This window comes from Marivita sp., from assembly GCF_022763305.1.
Classification (GTDB): Bacteria; Pseudomonadota; Alphaproteobacteria; order Rhodobacterales; family Rhodobacteraceae; genus Marivita.
This window is the reverse complement of sequence record NZ_JALEGT010000079.1, coordinates 23,451-38,340: the sequence shown is the minus strand read 5'-3', so window position 1 is coordinate 38,340 and position 14,890 is coordinate 23,451. Positions and strand designations below refer to the sequence as shown.

The 14,890-nt window shown below is 63.3% G+C and carries 18 protein-coding genes; all 18 read left to right on the top strand.

Features of this window, described 5'->3' with window-relative positions; genetic code table 11:
• The first annotated feature begins 353 nt into the window (after nucleotides 1–353).
• The 18 genes from MRY75_RS14930 (at nucleotide 354) to MRY75_RS14845 (ending at nucleotide 14,863) form a co-directional block, all read left to right on the top strand.
• Nucleotides 354–1,901 (top strand): AMP-binding protein, encoded by a 1,548-nt coding sequence (locus MRY75_RS14930; RefSeq protein WP_292308796.1) that lies wholly within the window; start codon nucleotides 354–356, stop codon nucleotides 1,899–1,901.
• Nucleotides 1,898–2,386, top strand: a complete 489-nt coding sequence (locus MRY75_RS14925) for a lysozyme inhibitor LprI family protein (RefSeq protein ID WP_292308795.1) — start codon at nucleotides 1,898–1,900, stop codon at nucleotides 2,384–2,386. Before MRY75_RS14930 ends, MRY75_RS14925 begins: the two co-directional genes overlap by 4 nt.
• A 1-nt stretch (nucleotide 2,387) precedes the next feature.
• On the top strand, nucleotides 2,388–3,992 hold the full coding sequence (locus MRY75_RS14920) for a carboxyl transferase domain-containing protein (RefSeq protein ID WP_292308794.1): 1,605 nt from the start codon (nucleotides 2,388–2,390) through the stop codon (nucleotides 3,990–3,992).
• A gap of 96 nt (nucleotides 3,993–4,088) precedes the next feature.
• Nucleotides 4,089–6,029 (top strand): biotin carboxylase N-terminal domain-containing protein, encoded by a 1,941-nt coding sequence (locus tag MRY75_RS14915; protein ID WP_292308793.1) that lies wholly within the window; start codon nucleotides 4,089–4,091, stop codon nucleotides 6,027–6,029.
• Nucleotides 6,026–6,700 (top strand): glutathione S-transferase family protein, encoded by a 675-nt coding sequence (locus MRY75_RS14910; protein WP_292308792.1) that lies wholly within the window; start codon nucleotides 6,026–6,028, stop codon nucleotides 6,698–6,700. Before MRY75_RS14915 ends, MRY75_RS14910 begins: the two co-directional genes overlap by 4 nt.
• 48 nt (nucleotides 6,701–6,748) lie before the next feature.
• Nucleotides 6,749–7,600, top strand: a complete 852-nt coding sequence (locus MRY75_RS14905) for a hydroxymethylglutaryl-CoA lyase (RefSeq protein ID WP_292308791.1) — start codon at nucleotides 6,749–6,751, stop codon at nucleotides 7,598–7,600.
• Nucleotides 7,597–8,373, top strand: a complete 777-nt coding sequence (locus MRY75_RS14900; RefSeq protein ID WP_292308790.1) for a crotonase/enoyl-CoA hydratase family protein — start codon at nucleotides 7,597–7,599, stop codon at nucleotides 8,371–8,373. Before MRY75_RS14905 ends, MRY75_RS14900 begins: the two co-directional genes overlap by 4 nt.
• Nucleotides 8,370–8,741, top strand: coding sequence for a hypothetical protein (locus tag MRY75_RS14895; RefSeq protein ID WP_292308789.1), 372 nt, complete (start codon nucleotides 8,370–8,372; stop codon nucleotides 8,739–8,741). Before MRY75_RS14900 ends, MRY75_RS14895 begins: the two co-directional genes overlap by 4 nt.
• A gap of 138 nt (nucleotides 8,742–8,879) precedes the next feature.
• Complete coding sequence (locus MRY75_RS14890; RefSeq protein WP_292308788.1) at nucleotides 8,880–9,350, top strand: DUF411 domain-containing protein; 471 nt, start codon at nucleotides 8,880–8,882, stop codon at nucleotides 9,348–9,350.
• Nucleotides 9,351–9,388: 38 nt separating this feature from the next.
• Nucleotides 9,389–9,829, top strand: a complete 441-nt coding sequence (locus MRY75_RS14885) for a cytochrome c (protein WP_292308787.1) — start codon at nucleotides 9,389–9,391, stop codon at nucleotides 9,827–9,829.
• A 277-nt stretch (nucleotides 9,830–10,106) separates the two neighbouring features.
• Complete coding sequence (locus MRY75_RS14880) at nucleotides 10,107–10,472, top strand: NADH-quinone oxidoreductase subunit A (RefSeq protein ID WP_292308786.1); 366 nt, start codon at nucleotides 10,107–10,109, stop codon at nucleotides 10,470–10,472.
• The gene (locus MRY75_RS14875; protein ID WP_292308929.1) at nucleotides 10,472–10,996 is read left to right on the top strand and encodes an NADH-quinone oxidoreductase subunit B family protein; all 525 of its coding nucleotides are present in this window, start codon (nucleotides 10,472–10,474) and stop codon (nucleotides 10,994–10,996) included. Before MRY75_RS14880 ends, MRY75_RS14875 begins: the two co-directional genes overlap by 1 nt.
• Complete coding sequence (locus MRY75_RS14870; protein ID WP_292308785.1) at nucleotides 10,993–11,601, top strand: NADH-quinone oxidoreductase subunit C; 609 nt, start codon at nucleotides 10,993–10,995, stop codon at nucleotides 11,599–11,601. The genes MRY75_RS14875 and MRY75_RS14870 overlap by 4 nt, the downstream gene beginning before the upstream one ends.
• Entirely contained in the window at nucleotides 11,598–11,789 is a 192-nt protein-coding gene (locus tag MRY75_RS14865) for a hypothetical protein (protein WP_292308784.1), read from the top strand. The genes MRY75_RS14870 and MRY75_RS14865 overlap by 4 nt, the downstream gene beginning before the upstream one ends.
• Nucleotides 11,789–13,018 (top strand): NADH-quinone oxidoreductase subunit D, encoded by a 1,230-nt coding sequence (locus MRY75_RS14860; protein ID WP_292308928.1) that lies wholly within the window; start codon nucleotides 11,789–11,791, stop codon nucleotides 13,016–13,018. Before MRY75_RS14865 ends, MRY75_RS14860 begins: the two co-directional genes overlap by 1 nt.
• Nucleotides 13,015–13,302, top strand: a complete 288-nt coding sequence (locus MRY75_RS14855) for a hypothetical protein (RefSeq protein ID WP_292308783.1) — start codon at nucleotides 13,015–13,017, stop codon at nucleotides 13,300–13,302. The genes MRY75_RS14860 and MRY75_RS14855 overlap by 4 nt, the downstream gene beginning before the upstream one ends.
• A complete protein-coding gene (locus MRY75_RS14850) occupies nucleotides 13,299–13,607 on the top strand; it encodes a hypothetical protein (RefSeq protein ID WP_292308782.1) in 309 nt (102 codons plus the stop codon). Before MRY75_RS14855 ends, MRY75_RS14850 begins: the two co-directional genes overlap by 4 nt.
• A gap of 8 nt (nucleotides 13,608–13,615) precedes the next feature.
• Nucleotides 13,616–14,863, top strand: a complete 1,248-nt coding sequence (locus tag MRY75_RS14845; protein ID WP_292308781.1) for an NADH-quinone oxidoreductase subunit E — start codon at nucleotides 13,616–13,618, stop codon at nucleotides 14,861–14,863.
• Nucleotides 14,864–14,890 lie beyond the last annotated feature (27 nt).

Below are 14,890 nucleotides of genomic sequence, written 5' to 3'. Positions count from 1 at the left end.
TGGATTTGGTTTATTCCTTTAAGCGCCTTAGTGCTCTGGACAGCATGGTTGGGGATCAGGTGGGGAATTATCGCCGCATCTATAACGGAGTCGGATGTGATCGACGCCTATGCTCAGCGGTATCTGGAGGACCGCGCCCGCGATGGCAGTAGAGTCGGAGCTTCACTTTCGGATTGCGTTGCGTATCCTGGGGAAGAGAAGGGAACTTGGCTTGTGATCAGCTGTGGGCCGAGTCCGTATGATGCTTCTCTTCACTACGAATACTACGTCGATCGGCTAGGGCAGCTTCGCTATTCTGGCGGACCGTATCAATGGGGTGCTACACCACCAAGTCGACAAGTGCCTGAAATCTGATGCTCAAGCCTGCTCCATACGAAGACTTACGCAAGGGATTCGACTGGGACCTGCCCGCGTCGTTGAACATGGCGCATCAGGTCTGCGACGGCTGGGCGGCGACCGATCCCGACCGCGTGGCGATCCTCGAAGTCACGCCGGAGCGCGTGCGTCGGATCAGCTATGGCGATCTGTGGTATCGCTCGCGGCAGGTCGAGGTCGCGCTGATCGAACGCGGGGTGATGAAGGGCGACCGGGTCGGCGTGCTGCTGTCACAATCGCCGCTTTGTGCCGCCGCGCATATCGCGGCATGGCGGTTGGGCGCGATTTCCGTGCCGCTGTTCAAGCTCTTCCGCACCGATGCGCTGAAGTCGCGGATCGAGGATGCGGGTTTGGGTGTTGTCGTGACCGACCTTGAAGGGGTGGTGCAACTGACAGGTCTTGGGGTGGCCACCGTGACCCGCAGCGATCTGGGGGCTTCATCCGGCACCCGCGCGATTGTCGACACCGGCCCCGAGGATGCGGCGGTGCTGATCTACACCAGCGGCACCACGGGATCGCCCAAGGGGGCGCTGCACGGGCATCGCATGCTGACCGGCCATCTGCCGGGGGTCGAGATGAGTCATGATTTCCTTGGGCAGGAGGGCGACGTGATCTGGACGCCCGCCGACTGGGCGTGGATCGGGGGCCTCTTCGACGTGCTGATGCCGGGGCTGGCCCTTGGGGTGCCTGTGGTGGCTGCGCGGATGCCGAAGTTTTCGGTCGATGAATGCCTGAGGATTTGCGCGGAAGGCTCTGTCCGCAATGCGTTTTTCCCGCCGACTGCCCTGCGGATGCTCAAGGCAGCGGATGCAAGGATCGCGGGCCTGCGCTCGGTCGCCAGCGGGGGTGAGCCGCTTGGGGCCGAGATGCTGTCTTGGGGCCGCGAGGCATTTGGCGTGACGATCAACGAATTCTACGGCCAGACCGAATGCAACATGATCGTGTCCTCCTGCGGCGCGTCCTTTGATGCGGTGCCGGGCTCCATGGGACGCGCCGTGCCGGGCCATCAGGTGGCGGTGATCGGGCCGGATGGTTTGCCCTGCGAGGGAGAGGGCGACATCGCCGTCCGGCGCGGATCGGCGTCGATGATGCTGGAATACTGGCGCAAGCCCAAGGCCACGGCCGAGAAGTTCCGCGGCGACTGGATGGTCACGGGGGATCGCGGCATCAAGGACGGCGACACGATCACCTTTCTGGGGCGCGAGGATGACGTGATCACCTCTGCAGGGTATCGCATCGGTCCAGCGGAGATCGAGGATTGCCTTCTGACCCATCCTGCAGTGGCGACCTGTGGTGTGGTGGGCAAACCCGACGCGCTGCGGACCGAGATCGTCAAGGCCTATGTCGTGCTTAAAGACGGTGCCGAGGTCTCGGGCGAAGAGCTGCAGGTCTGGGTGAAAGAACGCCTCGCAAGCTATTCATATCCCAGAGAAATCACATTTCTTGACGAATTGCCGATGACCGTAACGGGCAAGGTGATCCGAAAAGAGCTGAAGGCGCGGGCCGCACAGGAGAGCCAGACATGAGACACGCACTGATCCTTTCCGTCCTGCTGTCCCTGCCGCAGGCGGGTACGGCGCAGGAGCTTTCGGTCGATCCGCAGATCGTGCGCGACTGTTTCGAGAATACCGAGATCGGTGCGCTTTATCCCTCCTGTCTGGGGCAAGCGTCGGGGCTGTGTCAGGAGCAACCCGGCGGGTCGACCACCATCGGGATCGCGTCCTGCATTCAGGCGGAAACCGCCGAATGGGATGTCATCCTGAACGAGGAATACAAGTGGACCCAGATGGCGAATGAAACCGCCGACGAACAGGGGTTGTCGCAGGTGATGGACCGCTCGGACGCGCTGCGTGACGCGCAACGGGCCTGGATCGCCTTTCGTGACGCCGATTGCGCGGCGCGCTACGCGATGTGGCAGGACGGGACGATCCGCACCATCGTCGGCGCGAATTGCCACCTGACGATGACGGCGCAGCGCACCATCGAGCTGCGCGACATGCGGGGGCAATAGGATGAAACTTCGGTCACAGGCGATTGCGTCGTCGGAACAGTTCAAGGCGAACATCGCGGCGCATGAAGAGGCGCTGCGCGTTGTGCGCGAGGCGGCGGAGCTGGCGGCTGCGGGTGGCGGGGAAAAGGCGCGGCAACGGCATGTCTCGCGCGGCAAGATGCTGCCTCGGGACCGGGTGGCAAACCTGCTTGATCCCGGCTCGCCCTTTCTGGAGGTGGGCGGCACGGCAGCGCATGGCCTTTACGGAGGGGCAGCACCTTGTGCCGGGGTGATCGCCGGTGTGGGCCGGGTGATGGGCCGCCAGGTCATGGTGGTCTGCAACGACGCCACCGTGAAGGGCGGCACCTATTACCCGATGACGGTCAAGAAACACCTCCGCGCGCAAGAGATTGCGGAAGAGAACCATCTTCCCTGTATCTATCTGGTCGATAGCGGTGGGGCGAACCTGCCAAATCAGGATGAGGTCTTCCCCGACCGCGACCATTTCGGGCGCATCTTCTACAATCAGGCGCGGATGAGCGCCAAGGGGATTGCGCAGATCGCTGTCGTGATGGGGTCCTGTACGGCAGGCGGCGCGTATGTGCCCGCGATGTCGGATGTGACGATCATCGTCAAAGAGCAGGGGACGATCTTCCTTGCCGGTCCGCCTCTGGTCAAGGCGGCGACGGGTGAGGTTGTCACCGCCGAGGATCTGGGCGGCGGTGACGTGCACACGCGGCTGTCCGGTGTGGCGGATTATCTGGCCGAGGATGATGGGCATGCGTTGGCGCTGGCAAGGCGGGCGGTGGGATCGCTCGGGAGTGCTGGGCTGAAGCCCGGCCTACGGCAGGCGGCGGAAGACCCGGCATACGATCCGGACGAGATTTTCGGCGTCGTGCCGGGTGACCTGCGCACGCCGTATGACATCCGCGAGGTGATCGCGCGGGTGGTGGACGGGTCCTATTTCGACGAGTTCAAACCGCGCTTTGGTGAGACATTGGTGACCGGCTTTGCCCATGTCGATGGCTGGCCGGTCGGCATCATCGCCAACAACGGTGTGCTCTTTTCCGAGGCCGCACAGAAAGGCGCGCATTTCGTCGAGCTTTGTTCGCAGCGCAAGATCCCGCTGGTGTTCCTGCAGAACATCACCGGCTTCATGGTGGGACGGAAATACGAGAACGAGGGCATTGCGCGGCATGGGGCGAAGATGGTGACGGCAGTGGCCTGTACCTCGGTGCCGAAGATCACGATGCTGGTCGGCGGCTCTTTCGGGGCAGGCAATTATGGCATGTCGGGCCGGGCCTATCAGCCACGGTTCCTCTGGACCTGGCCGAACTCGCGTATCAGTGTGATGGGTGGAGAACAGGCGGCGGGGGTGCTGGCGACGGTGAAACGCGACGCCATCGAACGCGGAGGCGGGACATGGTCGGCCGAGGAAGAAGCGGACTTCAAGCGCCCGACCATCGAGATGTTCGAAGAGCAGTCGCACCCGCTCTATGCCTCGGCGCGGCTCTGGGATGACGGGATCGTGGACCCCCGCAAGACCCGCGCCGTGCTGTCGCTGTCGCTGGAGGCGGCGTTGAACGCGCCCATCGAGGATACGCGGTTTGGCGTGTTCCGCATGTAGTTGGGGGGCCAGCCCCCCAAACCTCAGGTCACATTGGGGGCCAGCCCCCAAACCCCCGGAGTTTACGGGCAAGATGAAAAGAAGCGGTGGTGCGCGATGTTTGACACGATCCTGATAGCCAACCGGGGCGAGATTGCCTGCCGGGTGATCGACACCTGCCGCCGTCTGGGCGTGCGCACCGTTGCGGTGCATTCCGATGTGGACGCGCAGGCGCGCCATGTGGAGATGGCGGATGTCGCGGTGTCGCTGGGCGGCGCGTCGCCTGCAGAAAGCTACTTGCGTGGCGATGCGATCATCGCAGCGGCACAGGCGACGGGCGCGCAGGCGATCCATCCGGGGTACGGGTTTCTGTCCGAGAATCCGGATTTCGTCGACGCCGTTGAGGCGGCGGGGCTGGTGTTCATAGGGCCATCGGCCAAGGCGATCCGCGCGATGGGGCTCAAAGATGCGGCCAAGGCGCTGATGGCGGAGGCAGGTGTGCCCGTGGTGCCGGGCTATCAGGGTGACGACCAGTCGCCGGAATTGCTGGCGGCGGAATCTGAGAAGATCGGCTATCCGGTGCTGATCAAGGCCGTGGCTGGCGGTGGCGGCAAAGGGATGCGGCTGGTGGAGGCGCCTATGGGATTTGCCGATGCGCTGGCCTCGGCGCAGTCTGAGGCGAGGACGGCGTTCGGCAATCCGCATGTGCTGATCGAGAAATACATCACCAGCCCGCGCCATATCGAGGTGCAGGTGTTCGGAGATGGAACCAAGGCGGTGCATCTCTTCGAGCGGGATTGCTCGCTTCAGCGGCGGCACCAGAAGGTGATCGAGGAAGCGCCTGCGCCGGGCATGACACCCGAGATGCGCGAGGCGATGGGGCAGGCAGCGGTGCGGGCGGCAGAGGCCATCGGCTACAAGGGGGCAGGGACGGTCGAGTTCATCGTGGATGGCTCGGACGGGCTGCGCCCTGACGGGTTCTGGTTCATGGAGATGAACACGCGGCTGCAGGTGGAACACCCGGTGACCGAAGCCATCACCGGGGTCGATCTGGTGGAGTGGCAGTTGCGGGTGGCGGCGGGGGAACCGTTGCCGGTTGCGCAGGCGGATCTTTCGATCACCGGGCACAGTTTCGAAGCGCGCCTCTATGCCGAGGATGTGCCTGCAGGGTTCCTGCCGGCCACGGGGCGGCTGGCGCATCTGTCCTTTCCGGAGGGTGCCCGCGCGGATACCGGGGTACGGACGGGCGACGTGATCAGCCCGCATTATGACCCGATGATCGCCAAGGTGATCGTGCATGGATCAACGCGCGAGATCGCTCTGCGCAAGCTGCGGCGGGCGCTTGCGGACACGCAGGTGGCCGGCACCGTGACGAACCTTGCCTTTCTTGGCGCACTGGCACGGCACGAGGGGTTTTCGCGCGGCGCGGTGGATACCGGGCTCATCGGGCGGGATCTTGACGCGCTGGTGGCGATGCCCGCGCCGGACTTGGCGGCGATCGTGCAGGCGGGTCTGGCGCTTCTGGGGCTTGACCGGTCACCGGGAGCGCTTGACGGGTTTGCGCTCTGGACGCCACTGGCTCAGGATGTCACGCTGTCGGTCAATGATGAGGCCGTGACCTGCAAGGTCGTCACCCGCGGACCGGGCGAGATCGACGTGAAAGTGAACGGCACCTTGGTGCAGGCCCGCCACGGAGCGAATGGCTGGCGCTTTGACGGTCAGCCCGCGCGGCCCGTTTTTGTCGAGGCGGGCGTCGCCACGGTGTTCGGCGCGCCAACGCTGGTGGTCCTTCGGGTCGATCCGTTGGATGTCGAGGCCGGTGCAGGGGCCTCGGGCGATCTGGTGGAGGCACCGATGCCGGGGCTGGTGCGGCAGGTCTTCGTGTCGGTTGGGGATCATGTCAGCCGGGGCGACCGGCTGGCGATCCTTGAGGCGATGAAGATGGAACACAGTCTGCTCGCCGCTCGCGATGGCGTCGTGGCCGAGGTGATGGCCGAGGCCGGGTCACAGGTCGAGGCAGGCGCGGTTCTGATCCGGCTGGAAGAGGAGGCGACATGATCCGATTGCATCATTGCCCACAGACCCGTTCGATGCGGACGCTCTGGTTGCTGTATGAACTGGAGGTCGATTTCGAGGTGGTTCTGCACGCCTTCGACAAGTCGTTGCGCGATCCGGAATACCTGACGCTGTCGCCGGCGGGGCGTGTGCCCGCGCTGGAGATTGACGGTGAGCGCATGTTCGAGACGGGGGCCATCACCGAATACCTGTGCGAGCGGTTCCCGGAGGCCAATATGGGGCGCGGGCCGAATGATCCGGACCGGATGGCCTGGCTTGTCTGGGTGCATTTTGCAGAGACCATCAGCCAGCATGCGGCGGCGCTGACGCAGCAGCACATTATGCTCTACGACGACACGATGCGCTCGCCGGTTGTGATGAAGCTCGAGGCGGCGCGGCTGGGCAAATGTTACGATGCGCTTGAGGCGCGGCTGTCCACACCGGTCGAGAACCGCGACTACCTGTTGACCAGCGGGTTTTCGGCGGCGGATGTGTCGGTCGGGCAGGCCGTCTACATGGCACGGTACTTTGCAAAGCTCGACAGACATCCTGCGGTGGCGGACTGGTACGCGCGCATCACCGAGCGGCCGGAGTTTCTCAAGTCGTTGCCGGACCCTGATGGCGCTCGGTTGTTCCAGAAGGACTTCTACCCGGCTTGGGAGGTGACCGGCTGATGCCCGTGCGCGCGTATCCTGGAAAAGAAAACGCAGGAGGTGGGGGCCTTGACTGAGAAGGTCGAGATTTTCGAGGTTGGCCCGCGTGATGGGCTGCAGAACGAGGCGCGGCCAATCCCGGTTGGGGAGAAGGTCGCGCTGGTCGATTGCCTGAGCCGTGCCGGGTTCCGACGGATCGAATGTGCCAGTTTCGTCAGTCCGAAATGGGTGCCGCAGATGGCCGGCTCTGCAGAGGTGCTGGTCGGGATCACGCGTGTGCCGGGTGTGTCCTATGCGGCGCTGACGCCGAACATGCGCGGGTTCGAGGATGCGATGGCGGCGGGGGCTGATGAGGTGGCGATCTTCGGGTCGGCCTCGGAAGGGTTTTCCAGGGCCAATATCAATGCGACCATCGCCGAAAGTCTGGAGCGGTTTGCCCCCGTGGCCGAAGCCGCACAGGCGCGGGGTGTTCCGGTGCGGGGCTATGTGTCCTGCGTTGTAGAGTGCCCTTACGACGGGCCAGTGGCCCCGGCGGCGGTGGCGCGCGTGGTGGCGGCGCTGCGGGACATGGGGTGTTACGAGGTGTCCTTGGGGGACACGATCGGACGGGCGACGCCTGAAGGGATCGTTTCGATGCTGAATGCTGTGCTGGACGAGATGCCGGCGGCGCGTTTGGCAGGGCATTACCACGACACGGGCGGTCTGGCCTGTGACAATATCGAAGCCTCACTGGAGCTTGGTCTTCGGGTCTTCGATGCGGCGGTCGGTGGTCTGGGCGGCTGTCCCTATGCGCCGGGCGCTGCGGGGAACGTTGCGACCGAAGCGGTGGCGGCGCGCGTTGCGGCGCTAGGGTATGCGCACGGGCTCGACATGGACGTGGTGGCCGAGGCTGCCGATATGGCGCGGAGGATGCGGGGATGAGCTTGATCCGGGTGGAGATCGACGCGCGGGGGGTGGCGACGCTGACGCTGGCGCGGGAAGAGAAGCACAATGCGCTGTCGGCAGAGATGATGACGGAGTTGGAGCAGGCGGCGCGGGATCTGGCGGCGAACGCGGCGGTGCGGGTTGTCGTGCTGGCGGCAGAAGGCAAGACGTTTTGTGCCGGGGGGGATCTGGCTTGGATGCGGGCGCAGTTCGATATGGATGCCGATACGCGCCGGGTGGAAAGCCGCCGGATCGCGACGGTGCTGGGGGCACTTTATGAATTGCCTCAACCGCTTATCGGTCGTGTGCAGGGAAATGCGTTGGGCGGCGGCGTGGGCCTTGTGTCGGTCTGCGACGTGGCAATCGGGGTTGCGGGCGCCAAGCTGGGGTTCACGGAAACGCGGCTGGGGCTGATCCCTGCCAATATCGGGCCCTACGTGCTGGCGCGGATGGGGGCGACGCGGGCGTCCGAGGTCTTCATGTCGGCGCGGGTGTTCGACGCGGATGAAGCCGTACGGTTGAACCTGCTGAGCCGTACGGTTGATCCGTACGGTCTTGATGAGGCCATCGACTCCGAGGTTCTGCCCTACCTGTCCTGTGCGCCCGGAGCGGTGGCCGAGGCCAAGGCGCTGATGCGCGATCTGGCCGGGCGGGTCACGCCGCAGCAGGTCGACATGGCCATCGACGCGCTGGCGCGGCGCTGGCAGTCGGACGAGGCGCGCGAAGGGGTGGGGGCGTTTTTCGACAAGCGCGCCCCGAGCTGGCAGTGACGGTCCAGATCGCACATCTTTATGCGACCGCCATGCTGGCAATTGCGTTCTTTCAGGTGGCCCTGATCCTTGGCGCGCCTCTGGGGCGCTACACGCAGGGTGGTCAGCACGAGGGGGCGCTGCCGCTGTCGGGCCGGATCATCGCGGCGGTGTCGATCCCGGTGCTTCTGTTTCAGGGATTGGCGATCCTGTCGGCGGCGGGCTTCCCGGGTCTGGGCTGGCCGCGCTGGACGGGATGGGTTGCGCTGGCCGTGACGGTTGTCAGCACGGTTCTGAACTGGATCACGCCGTCCAAACCGGAACGCGCGGTCTGGGGGCCGGTCATGCTGGTCCTGTCGGCGATGGCTCTGGTGGTGATGACGGCCTGACGCGGGGCGCAGATCGCGCAGATGTGACGTGAATTCATGCGCGAACCGCCCATTTTCTGCGCACCGTCCTGTTGACCTTGCCCCTACTGGAAGCCCCAATCAGCCTCAAAATCAATGACTTCATGGGAAGAGCACGATATGACGACTTACTCTCGCAGAGCGTTTTTGGCCGGCGCAGCGGCGGCATTCACCTTGCCGAAAGGTGCGATCGCGCAGACTGCGCCGCGTATGCATGTGTTCAAGGACCCCAACTGCGGATGCTGCTCGGCCTGGATCGCGATTCTGGAACAGGATGGGTTCCGGATCACCACCGAAGCCCGCACCAGCGCGGCACTGGTCGAGGAAAAGGTCAGGCGGGGGATTCCCGCCAGCATGGCATCCTGCCACACGGCAGATATGGACGGCTACGTGATCGAAGGCCATGTTCCGGCGGCGGATATTCGCAAGCTTCTGGCGGAGCGTCCGGATGCCATCGGCTTGGCGGTTCCCGGAATGCCCTATGGATCGCCGGGTATGGGGCCTGAGCACCAGCGAGAAGCCTATGACGTGCACCTCATCCGCCGCGATGGCACAACAGAGGTGTTTACCCGCTACAAAGCAGCAGCGTGATCCGGGCTGATCCAATTCACTCATCGAAAGGAGTGCGGATGACCCGCATCATCTTACCCGTCGTGGTCGCCTCGCTGTCTCTTGCGACCTGGGCCGCAGCACATTCAGGGGTCAAGAACCCGGAGGTTCTGAAACGTATGGAGGCGATGAAGGCCACGCAGGACAACACGAAAGTGTTGGGCGCCATGGCGAAGGGCGAACGGGCGTTCGACGCAGCGACAGCACGTGCGGCAGCGTCGGAAATTGCCCGGCTTGCGGCCGAAACGCCTGCATTGTTCAAGGCCGAGGAAACCGATGCGACGTCGGAAGCCTTGCCGGCGATCTGGGATAGGTTTGACGACTTCACGGAAAAGTCGCGTGCGCTGGAAAAGGCTGCCCGTGCGATGTCGGCCGGTCTTGAGACGAAAGCCGATCTGCGTGAGGGTCTTGGGCACATCGGCGCGGCCTGCAAAGCCTGCCACGAGTCATATCGAAAATAGATTTGCGCCGCATCGCGTGATGTCCCTGCACTGATGATGTGCAGATGCCGCGACGCAACCGCGCGGCGCATGACCGGCGGGCGATCCGACGGATTGCCGCATCTGCCTAAAAACAGGCGAAAATCGCGATGATCCGCCTGTTTTCTCGAAGATAATCGTTGCCGCGAAGATGGCTCCGTGCGGTTGACCCCCGGCAGAGACGGGAGTAGATCAGCCTCAAGTCAACCTCGCCACTTGACGGCGCGTCTTGGTGCGCGATGGGAAAAGGAGCCTCGTCTTGGAAGACATGCTGCGGGAATACCTGCCAATCCTCGTATTTTTGGCCATTGCCATCGGATTGGGCCTTGTCCTGATCCTGGCGGCCGTGATCGTCGCGGTGCGCAACCCGGACCCCGAAAAGGTGTCGGCCTATGAGTGCGGGTTCAACGCGTTCGATGATGCCCGGATGAAGTTCGATGTGCGCTTCTATCTTGTGTCGATCCTGTTCATCATCTTCGACCTCGAGATTGCATTCCTGTTCCCCTGGGCCGTCGCGTTCCAGGACATCAGCATGACGGGATTCTGGTCGATGATGGTCTTCCTTGGCGTGCTGACCATCGGCTTTGCCTATGAATGGAAGAAGGGAGCGCTCGAATGGGAGTGATGACCGGAGCCAATACTGCGGGCGCGGACAAGGAACATGCAACGCAGGCGCTGAATGCAGAGCTTGCGGACAAGGGGTTCCTGCTGACCTCGACCGAGGACATCATCAACTGGGCGCGCACCGGATCGCTGCACTGGATGACGTTCGGTCTGGCCTGCTGTGCGGTCGAGATGATGCACACCTCGATGCCGCGCTACGACCTTGAGCGGTTCGGCACAGCACCGCGCGCGTCGCCGCGCCAGTCGGACCTGATGATCGTGGCGGGCACGCTGACCAACAAGATGGCGCCGGCGCTGCGCAAGGTTTACGACCAGATGCCCGAGCCGCGCTACGTGATCTCGATGGGGTCCTGCGCCAATGGGGGCGGGTACTATCACTACAGCTATTCCGTCGTGCGGGGCTGTGACCGGATCGTGCCGGTCGATGTTTACGTGCCGGGCTGCCCGCCGACAGCCGAAGCGCTGCTTTATGGCATCATGGCGCTGCAACGGAAGATCCGCCGGACAGGGACGATTGTACGATGAGTGACGCCCTTAATGAACTTGGCCAGCATATCGAGCTGAAGCGCGCGGATTGCGTGATCGCGTGGGATGTGACCCATGGCGAATTGAATGTCGATGTCGCGCCGTCGAACATCGCGGGGTTCGTCGAATTTCTGAAAACCGACAACACGTGCAAATTCTCGTCCTTGGTGGACATCACGGCAGTGGATTACCCGGATCGCCCCAAGCGGTTCGATGTGGTCTACCATTTCCTGTCGATGTATCAGAACCACCGTATCCGCCTGCGGGTGAGCATCCGCGAAGACGAGATGGTGCCGTCGATCACCAGCGTACACCCCAGTGCCAACTGGTTCGAGCGCGAGGTGTTCGACATGTTCGGCATCCTCTTCTCGGGGCATCCGGACCTGCGCCGTATCCTCACCGATTACGGCTTCCGGGGCTATCCGCTGCGCAAGGATTTCCCGACCACGGGCTATACCGAGGTGCGCTACGACGAAGAGAAGAAGCGCGTGGTCTATGAGCCCGTGAGCCTGGTTCAGGAATACCGGCAGTTCGATTTCATGTCCCCCTGGGAAGGCGCGCAATATGTGCTGCCGGGGGATGAAAAGCAGGACGCCAAAGCATGATGGGCGGCGGTGGCGGTCTTCTCTGGTTTGTGGTGATCGGCGTGTTGATCGTCGTGCCCTTCTGGAAACTGCTGCCTCGCTACGGGCTGCCCAGCTGGGCAGCGCTTTTGACAATTTTCCCTCTGGTCGCCTTGGTCTTTCTCTGGATCATGGCGTTCAAGGACAACGGTGACGGAGGACGGTCATGATGGACGGGTCCAAATTCGACGATGGCAGCATCGACGCGGTTTCTGGCGAACAGAAAATCCGCAACTTCAACATCAACTTCGGCCCGCAACACCCTGCGGCACACGGCGTTTTGCGTCTGGTGCTGGAACTGGACGGCGAGATCGTGGAGCGCTGCGATCCGCATATCGGCCTGCTGCACCGTGGGACCGAGAAGCTGATGGAAAGCCGCACCTACCTGCAGAACCTGCCGTATTTCGATCGCCTCGACTACGTGGCGCCGATGAACCAGGAACATGCATGGTGTCTGGCGATCGAAAAGCTGACCGGCGTGGAAGTCCCGCGTCGGGCCTCTCTGATCCGGGTGCTCTATTCCGAGATCGGGCGTATTCTGAACCATCTTCTGAACGTCACGACGCAGGCGATGGATGTGGGCGCGCTGACGCCGCCGCTCTGGGGCTTTGAAGAGCGCGAAAAGCTGATGGTTTTCTACGAGCGGGCCTGCGGGGCGCGTCTGCACGCAGCGTATTTCCGCCCCGGTGGTGTGCATCAGGACCTGCCGGCCGATCTGATCGACGACATCGACGCCTGGGCCGATGATTTCCCGCGCGTGCTGGCGGATATTGACGGGCTGCTCACCGAGAACCGCATCTTCAAGCAGCGCAACGCGGACATCGGCGTTGTGACCGAAGAGGAAATCCTCGACTGGGGGTTCTCGGGTGTGATGGTGCGCGGTTCCGGCCTTGCCTGGGATTTGCGCCGGGCGCAGCCTTATGAGTGCTACGACGAGTTCGACTTCCAGATCCCCGTCGGCAAGAACGGCGACTGCTATGACCGCTACCTTGTCCGCATGGAAGAGATGCGCCAGTCGCTGCGGATCATCAAGCAGGCCATCGAAAAGCTGCGCGCGCCGGAAGGGCAGGGCGACATCCTTGCCCGTGGCAAGGTCACACCGCCGAAACGGTCCGAGATGAAGACCTCGATGGAAGCGCTGATTCATCACTTCAAGCTCTATACCGAAGGTTTCCGCGTCCCCGAAGGTGAGGTCTACGCCGCCGTCGAAGCGCCGAAGGGTGAGTTCGGCGTCTATCTCGTGGCCGATGGCAGCAACAAACCCTACCGCGCCAAGCTGCGCGCGCCAGGCTATCTGCACCTGCAGGCGATGGACCATGTCGCCAGCGGACACCAGTTGGCGGACGTTGCGGCGATCATCGGGACGATGGATGTGGTGTTTGGAGAGATCGACCGATGAGCGTGCGTGTTTTCGCCCCCCTGACGGGCCTTGGCCTGCTGGCCGCCTGTGCAATGCCGCCGGAGGGCGTGACGCCTGTTGACCTCGCGGCCTTTGACGAAGCTGTCGCGTCCATCGGGTGCGACCTCGTGGGTGAGAGCGATTATCTTCCGGTCGAACTTCAGACCGGACTGACTCGTGAGCAGGTGATCCAGACCGCTGCGTTCCGCGTGGCCTCGGAAGAGGCCGTGAAACTCGAGAATGGTGGCGTCCGCCTGATCACCGGAGCCTGCGCACCGCAATGATGCGCGCGCCCGTCATAGCTGCACTGGCATCCGCCGGGTGTTCTGTTCTGGCGTATGAGCCCGGCCAATCGGAGTATGCATTCTCCTCCGACCTGGCCGCGCGCGGTTTTGAGCCGTTCGGGACGGGCGGCAGTGGCAATACGCTTTACGGCATGACCGATGGCTCTGACATCTATCTGTGCTTTCTTTTCGACACGCCCGAGGATCAGGCCACGCGCCAGACGGCGCTCCTGGCAGAACTGGCTGGTGAGGCCAGCAGCCGCACCATACCGAACATTCCCGTTGTCTGCGTGATGACGCAATAGGACCCGACATGCTACGACGCCTTCATTCCGAACAACCCGCAAGCTTTGCCTTCACCCCCGCTAATCAAGCCTGGGCAGACGCGCAGATCACCAAGTATCCCGAAGGCCGTCAGGCCAGCGCGATCATTCCGCTCTTGTGGCGCGCGCAGGAACAGGAAGGCTGGTTGACCCGTCCGGCGATCGAGGCGGTCGCGGACATGCTGGGCATGGCCTATATGCGGGCGCTTGAAGTGGCGTCGTTCTACTTCATGTTCCAGCTGCAACCCGTTGGATCCGTTGCGCATATTCAGGTGTGTGGCACCACGTCCTGCATGATCTGCGGGGCAGAGGATCTGATTGCGGTCTGCAAGGAAAAGATTGCACCCAAGGCGCATATGCTGTCGGCGGATGGCAAGCTGAGCTGGGAAGAGGTGGAATGCCTTGGGGCCTGTGCCAACGCGCCGATGGCCCAGATCGGCAAGGATTACTACGAAGATCTGACCGCCGCCCGCTTTGGCGAGATCATCGACGAGCTGGTCGCAGGCAAGGTGCCGGTGCCCGGCCCGCAGAACGGGCGCTATGCCGCCGAGCCGAAATCCGGCCTGACGAGCCTGACCGACCACGAAAGCGGACGGCATCAGTACAACGCGTCGGTGCAACTGGCGACTGATATCGGCGATACGGTGAAGCGCATTGATGGCACCGAGGTGCCTCTTGTCGCGCCGTGGCAGGGCAAGGCGGCGAACACCGCCCAGCCGCCCAAGCCGGGCAAGGACGCCATGATGCCACCGGCTGGACCGGATGGGGCACAGGGTGGTCGCGCGAAAGGCGAAGCGCCTGCGCCGCGTGATGTGGGCGACGCGTCGGACAAGCGCTCGGAGGCGCCGGGCGAAGCGCCTGAGGTCGAAGCGAAAGCCAAGCCGCCAGTGGATGCACCCGATACTCTTGGCGGTTCGGCGGCCTCTGGTGCCGAAGCGGCACCCGGTCTGAAACCTGCCACTCTCGATGCTCCGAAAGACGGCAAGGGCGACGATCTCAAGCGGATCAAGGGGATCGGCCCGAAACTGGCCGAACTTTGCAACCGTCTGGGCTTTTACCATTTCGACCAGATTGCAAGCTGGACTGCCGAGGAAGTGTCTTGGGTCGATCAGAACCTCGAGGGGTTCAAAGGCCGTGTATCGCGCGATAATTGGGTCCAACAGGCCAAGACACTTGCCTCAGGCGGCGAGACAGAGTTTTCTGCACGTGTCAAGAAAGGTGATGTTTACGACAAGTAACATCTGAACACGGACAGGGAGAGTACG

What these genes read in the sequence shown, in the direction of transcription:
- MRY75_RS14910 (WP_292308792.1), top strand. Translation starts at nt 6,026, where the DNA reads ATGATCCGATTGCATCATTGCCCACAGACCCGTTCGATGCGGACGCTC.
- MRY75_RS14855 (WP_292308783.1), top strand. Translation starts at nt 13,015, where the DNA reads ATGAGCGTGCGTGTTTTCGCCCCCCTGACGGGCCTTGGCCTGCTGGCC.
- MRY75_RS14860 (WP_292308928.1), top strand. Translation starts at nt 11,789, where the DNA reads ATGGACGGGTCCAAATTCGACGATGGCAGCATCGACGCGGTTTCTGGC.
- MRY75_RS14850 (WP_292308782.1), top strand. Translation starts at nt 13,299, where the DNA reads ATGATGCGCGCGCCCGTCATAGCTGCACTGGCATCCGCCGGGTGTTCT.
- MRY75_RS14865 (WP_292308784.1), top strand. Translation starts at nt 11,598, where the DNA reads ATGATGGGCGGCGGTGGCGGTCTTCTCTGGTTTGTGGTGATCGGCGTG.
- MRY75_RS14925 (WP_292308795.1), top strand. Translation starts at nt 1,898, where the DNA reads ATGAGACACGCACTGATCCTTTCCGTCCTGCTGTCCCTGCCGCAGGCG.
- MRY75_RS14920 (WP_292308794.1), top strand. Translation starts at nt 2,388, where the DNA reads ATGAAACTTCGGTCACAGGCGATTGCGTCGTCGGAACAGTTCAAGGCG.
- MRY75_RS14870 (WP_292308785.1), top strand. Translation starts at nt 10,993, where the DNA reads ATGAGTGACGCCCTTAATGAACTTGGCCAGCATATCGAGCTGAAGCGC.
- MRY75_RS14845 (WP_292308781.1), top strand. Translation starts at nt 13,616, where the DNA reads ATGCTACGACGCCTTCATTCCGAACAACCCGCAAGCTTTGCCTTCACC.
- MRY75_RS14890 (WP_292308788.1), top strand. Translation starts at nt 8,880, where the DNA reads ATGACGACTTACTCTCGCAGAGCGTTTTTGGCCGGCGCAGCGGCGGCA.
- MRY75_RS14915 (WP_292308793.1), top strand. Translation starts at nt 4,089, where the DNA reads ATGTTTGACACGATCCTGATAGCCAACCGGGGCGAGATTGCCTGCCGG.
- MRY75_RS14885 (WP_292308787.1), top strand. Translation starts at nt 9,389, where the DNA reads ATGACCCGCATCATCTTACCCGTCGTGGTCGCCTCGCTGTCTCTTGCG.
- MRY75_RS14875 (WP_292308929.1), top strand. Translation starts at nt 10,472, where the DNA reads ATGACCGGAGCCAATACTGCGGGCGCGGACAAGGAACATGCAACGCAG.
- MRY75_RS14930 (WP_292308796.1), top strand. Translation starts at nt 354, where the DNA reads ATGCTCAAGCCTGCTCCATACGAAGACTTACGCAAGGGATTCGACTGG.
- MRY75_RS14900 (WP_292308790.1), top strand. Translation starts at nt 7,597, where the DNA reads ATGAGCTTGATCCGGGTGGAGATCGACGCGCGGGGGGTGGCGACGCTG.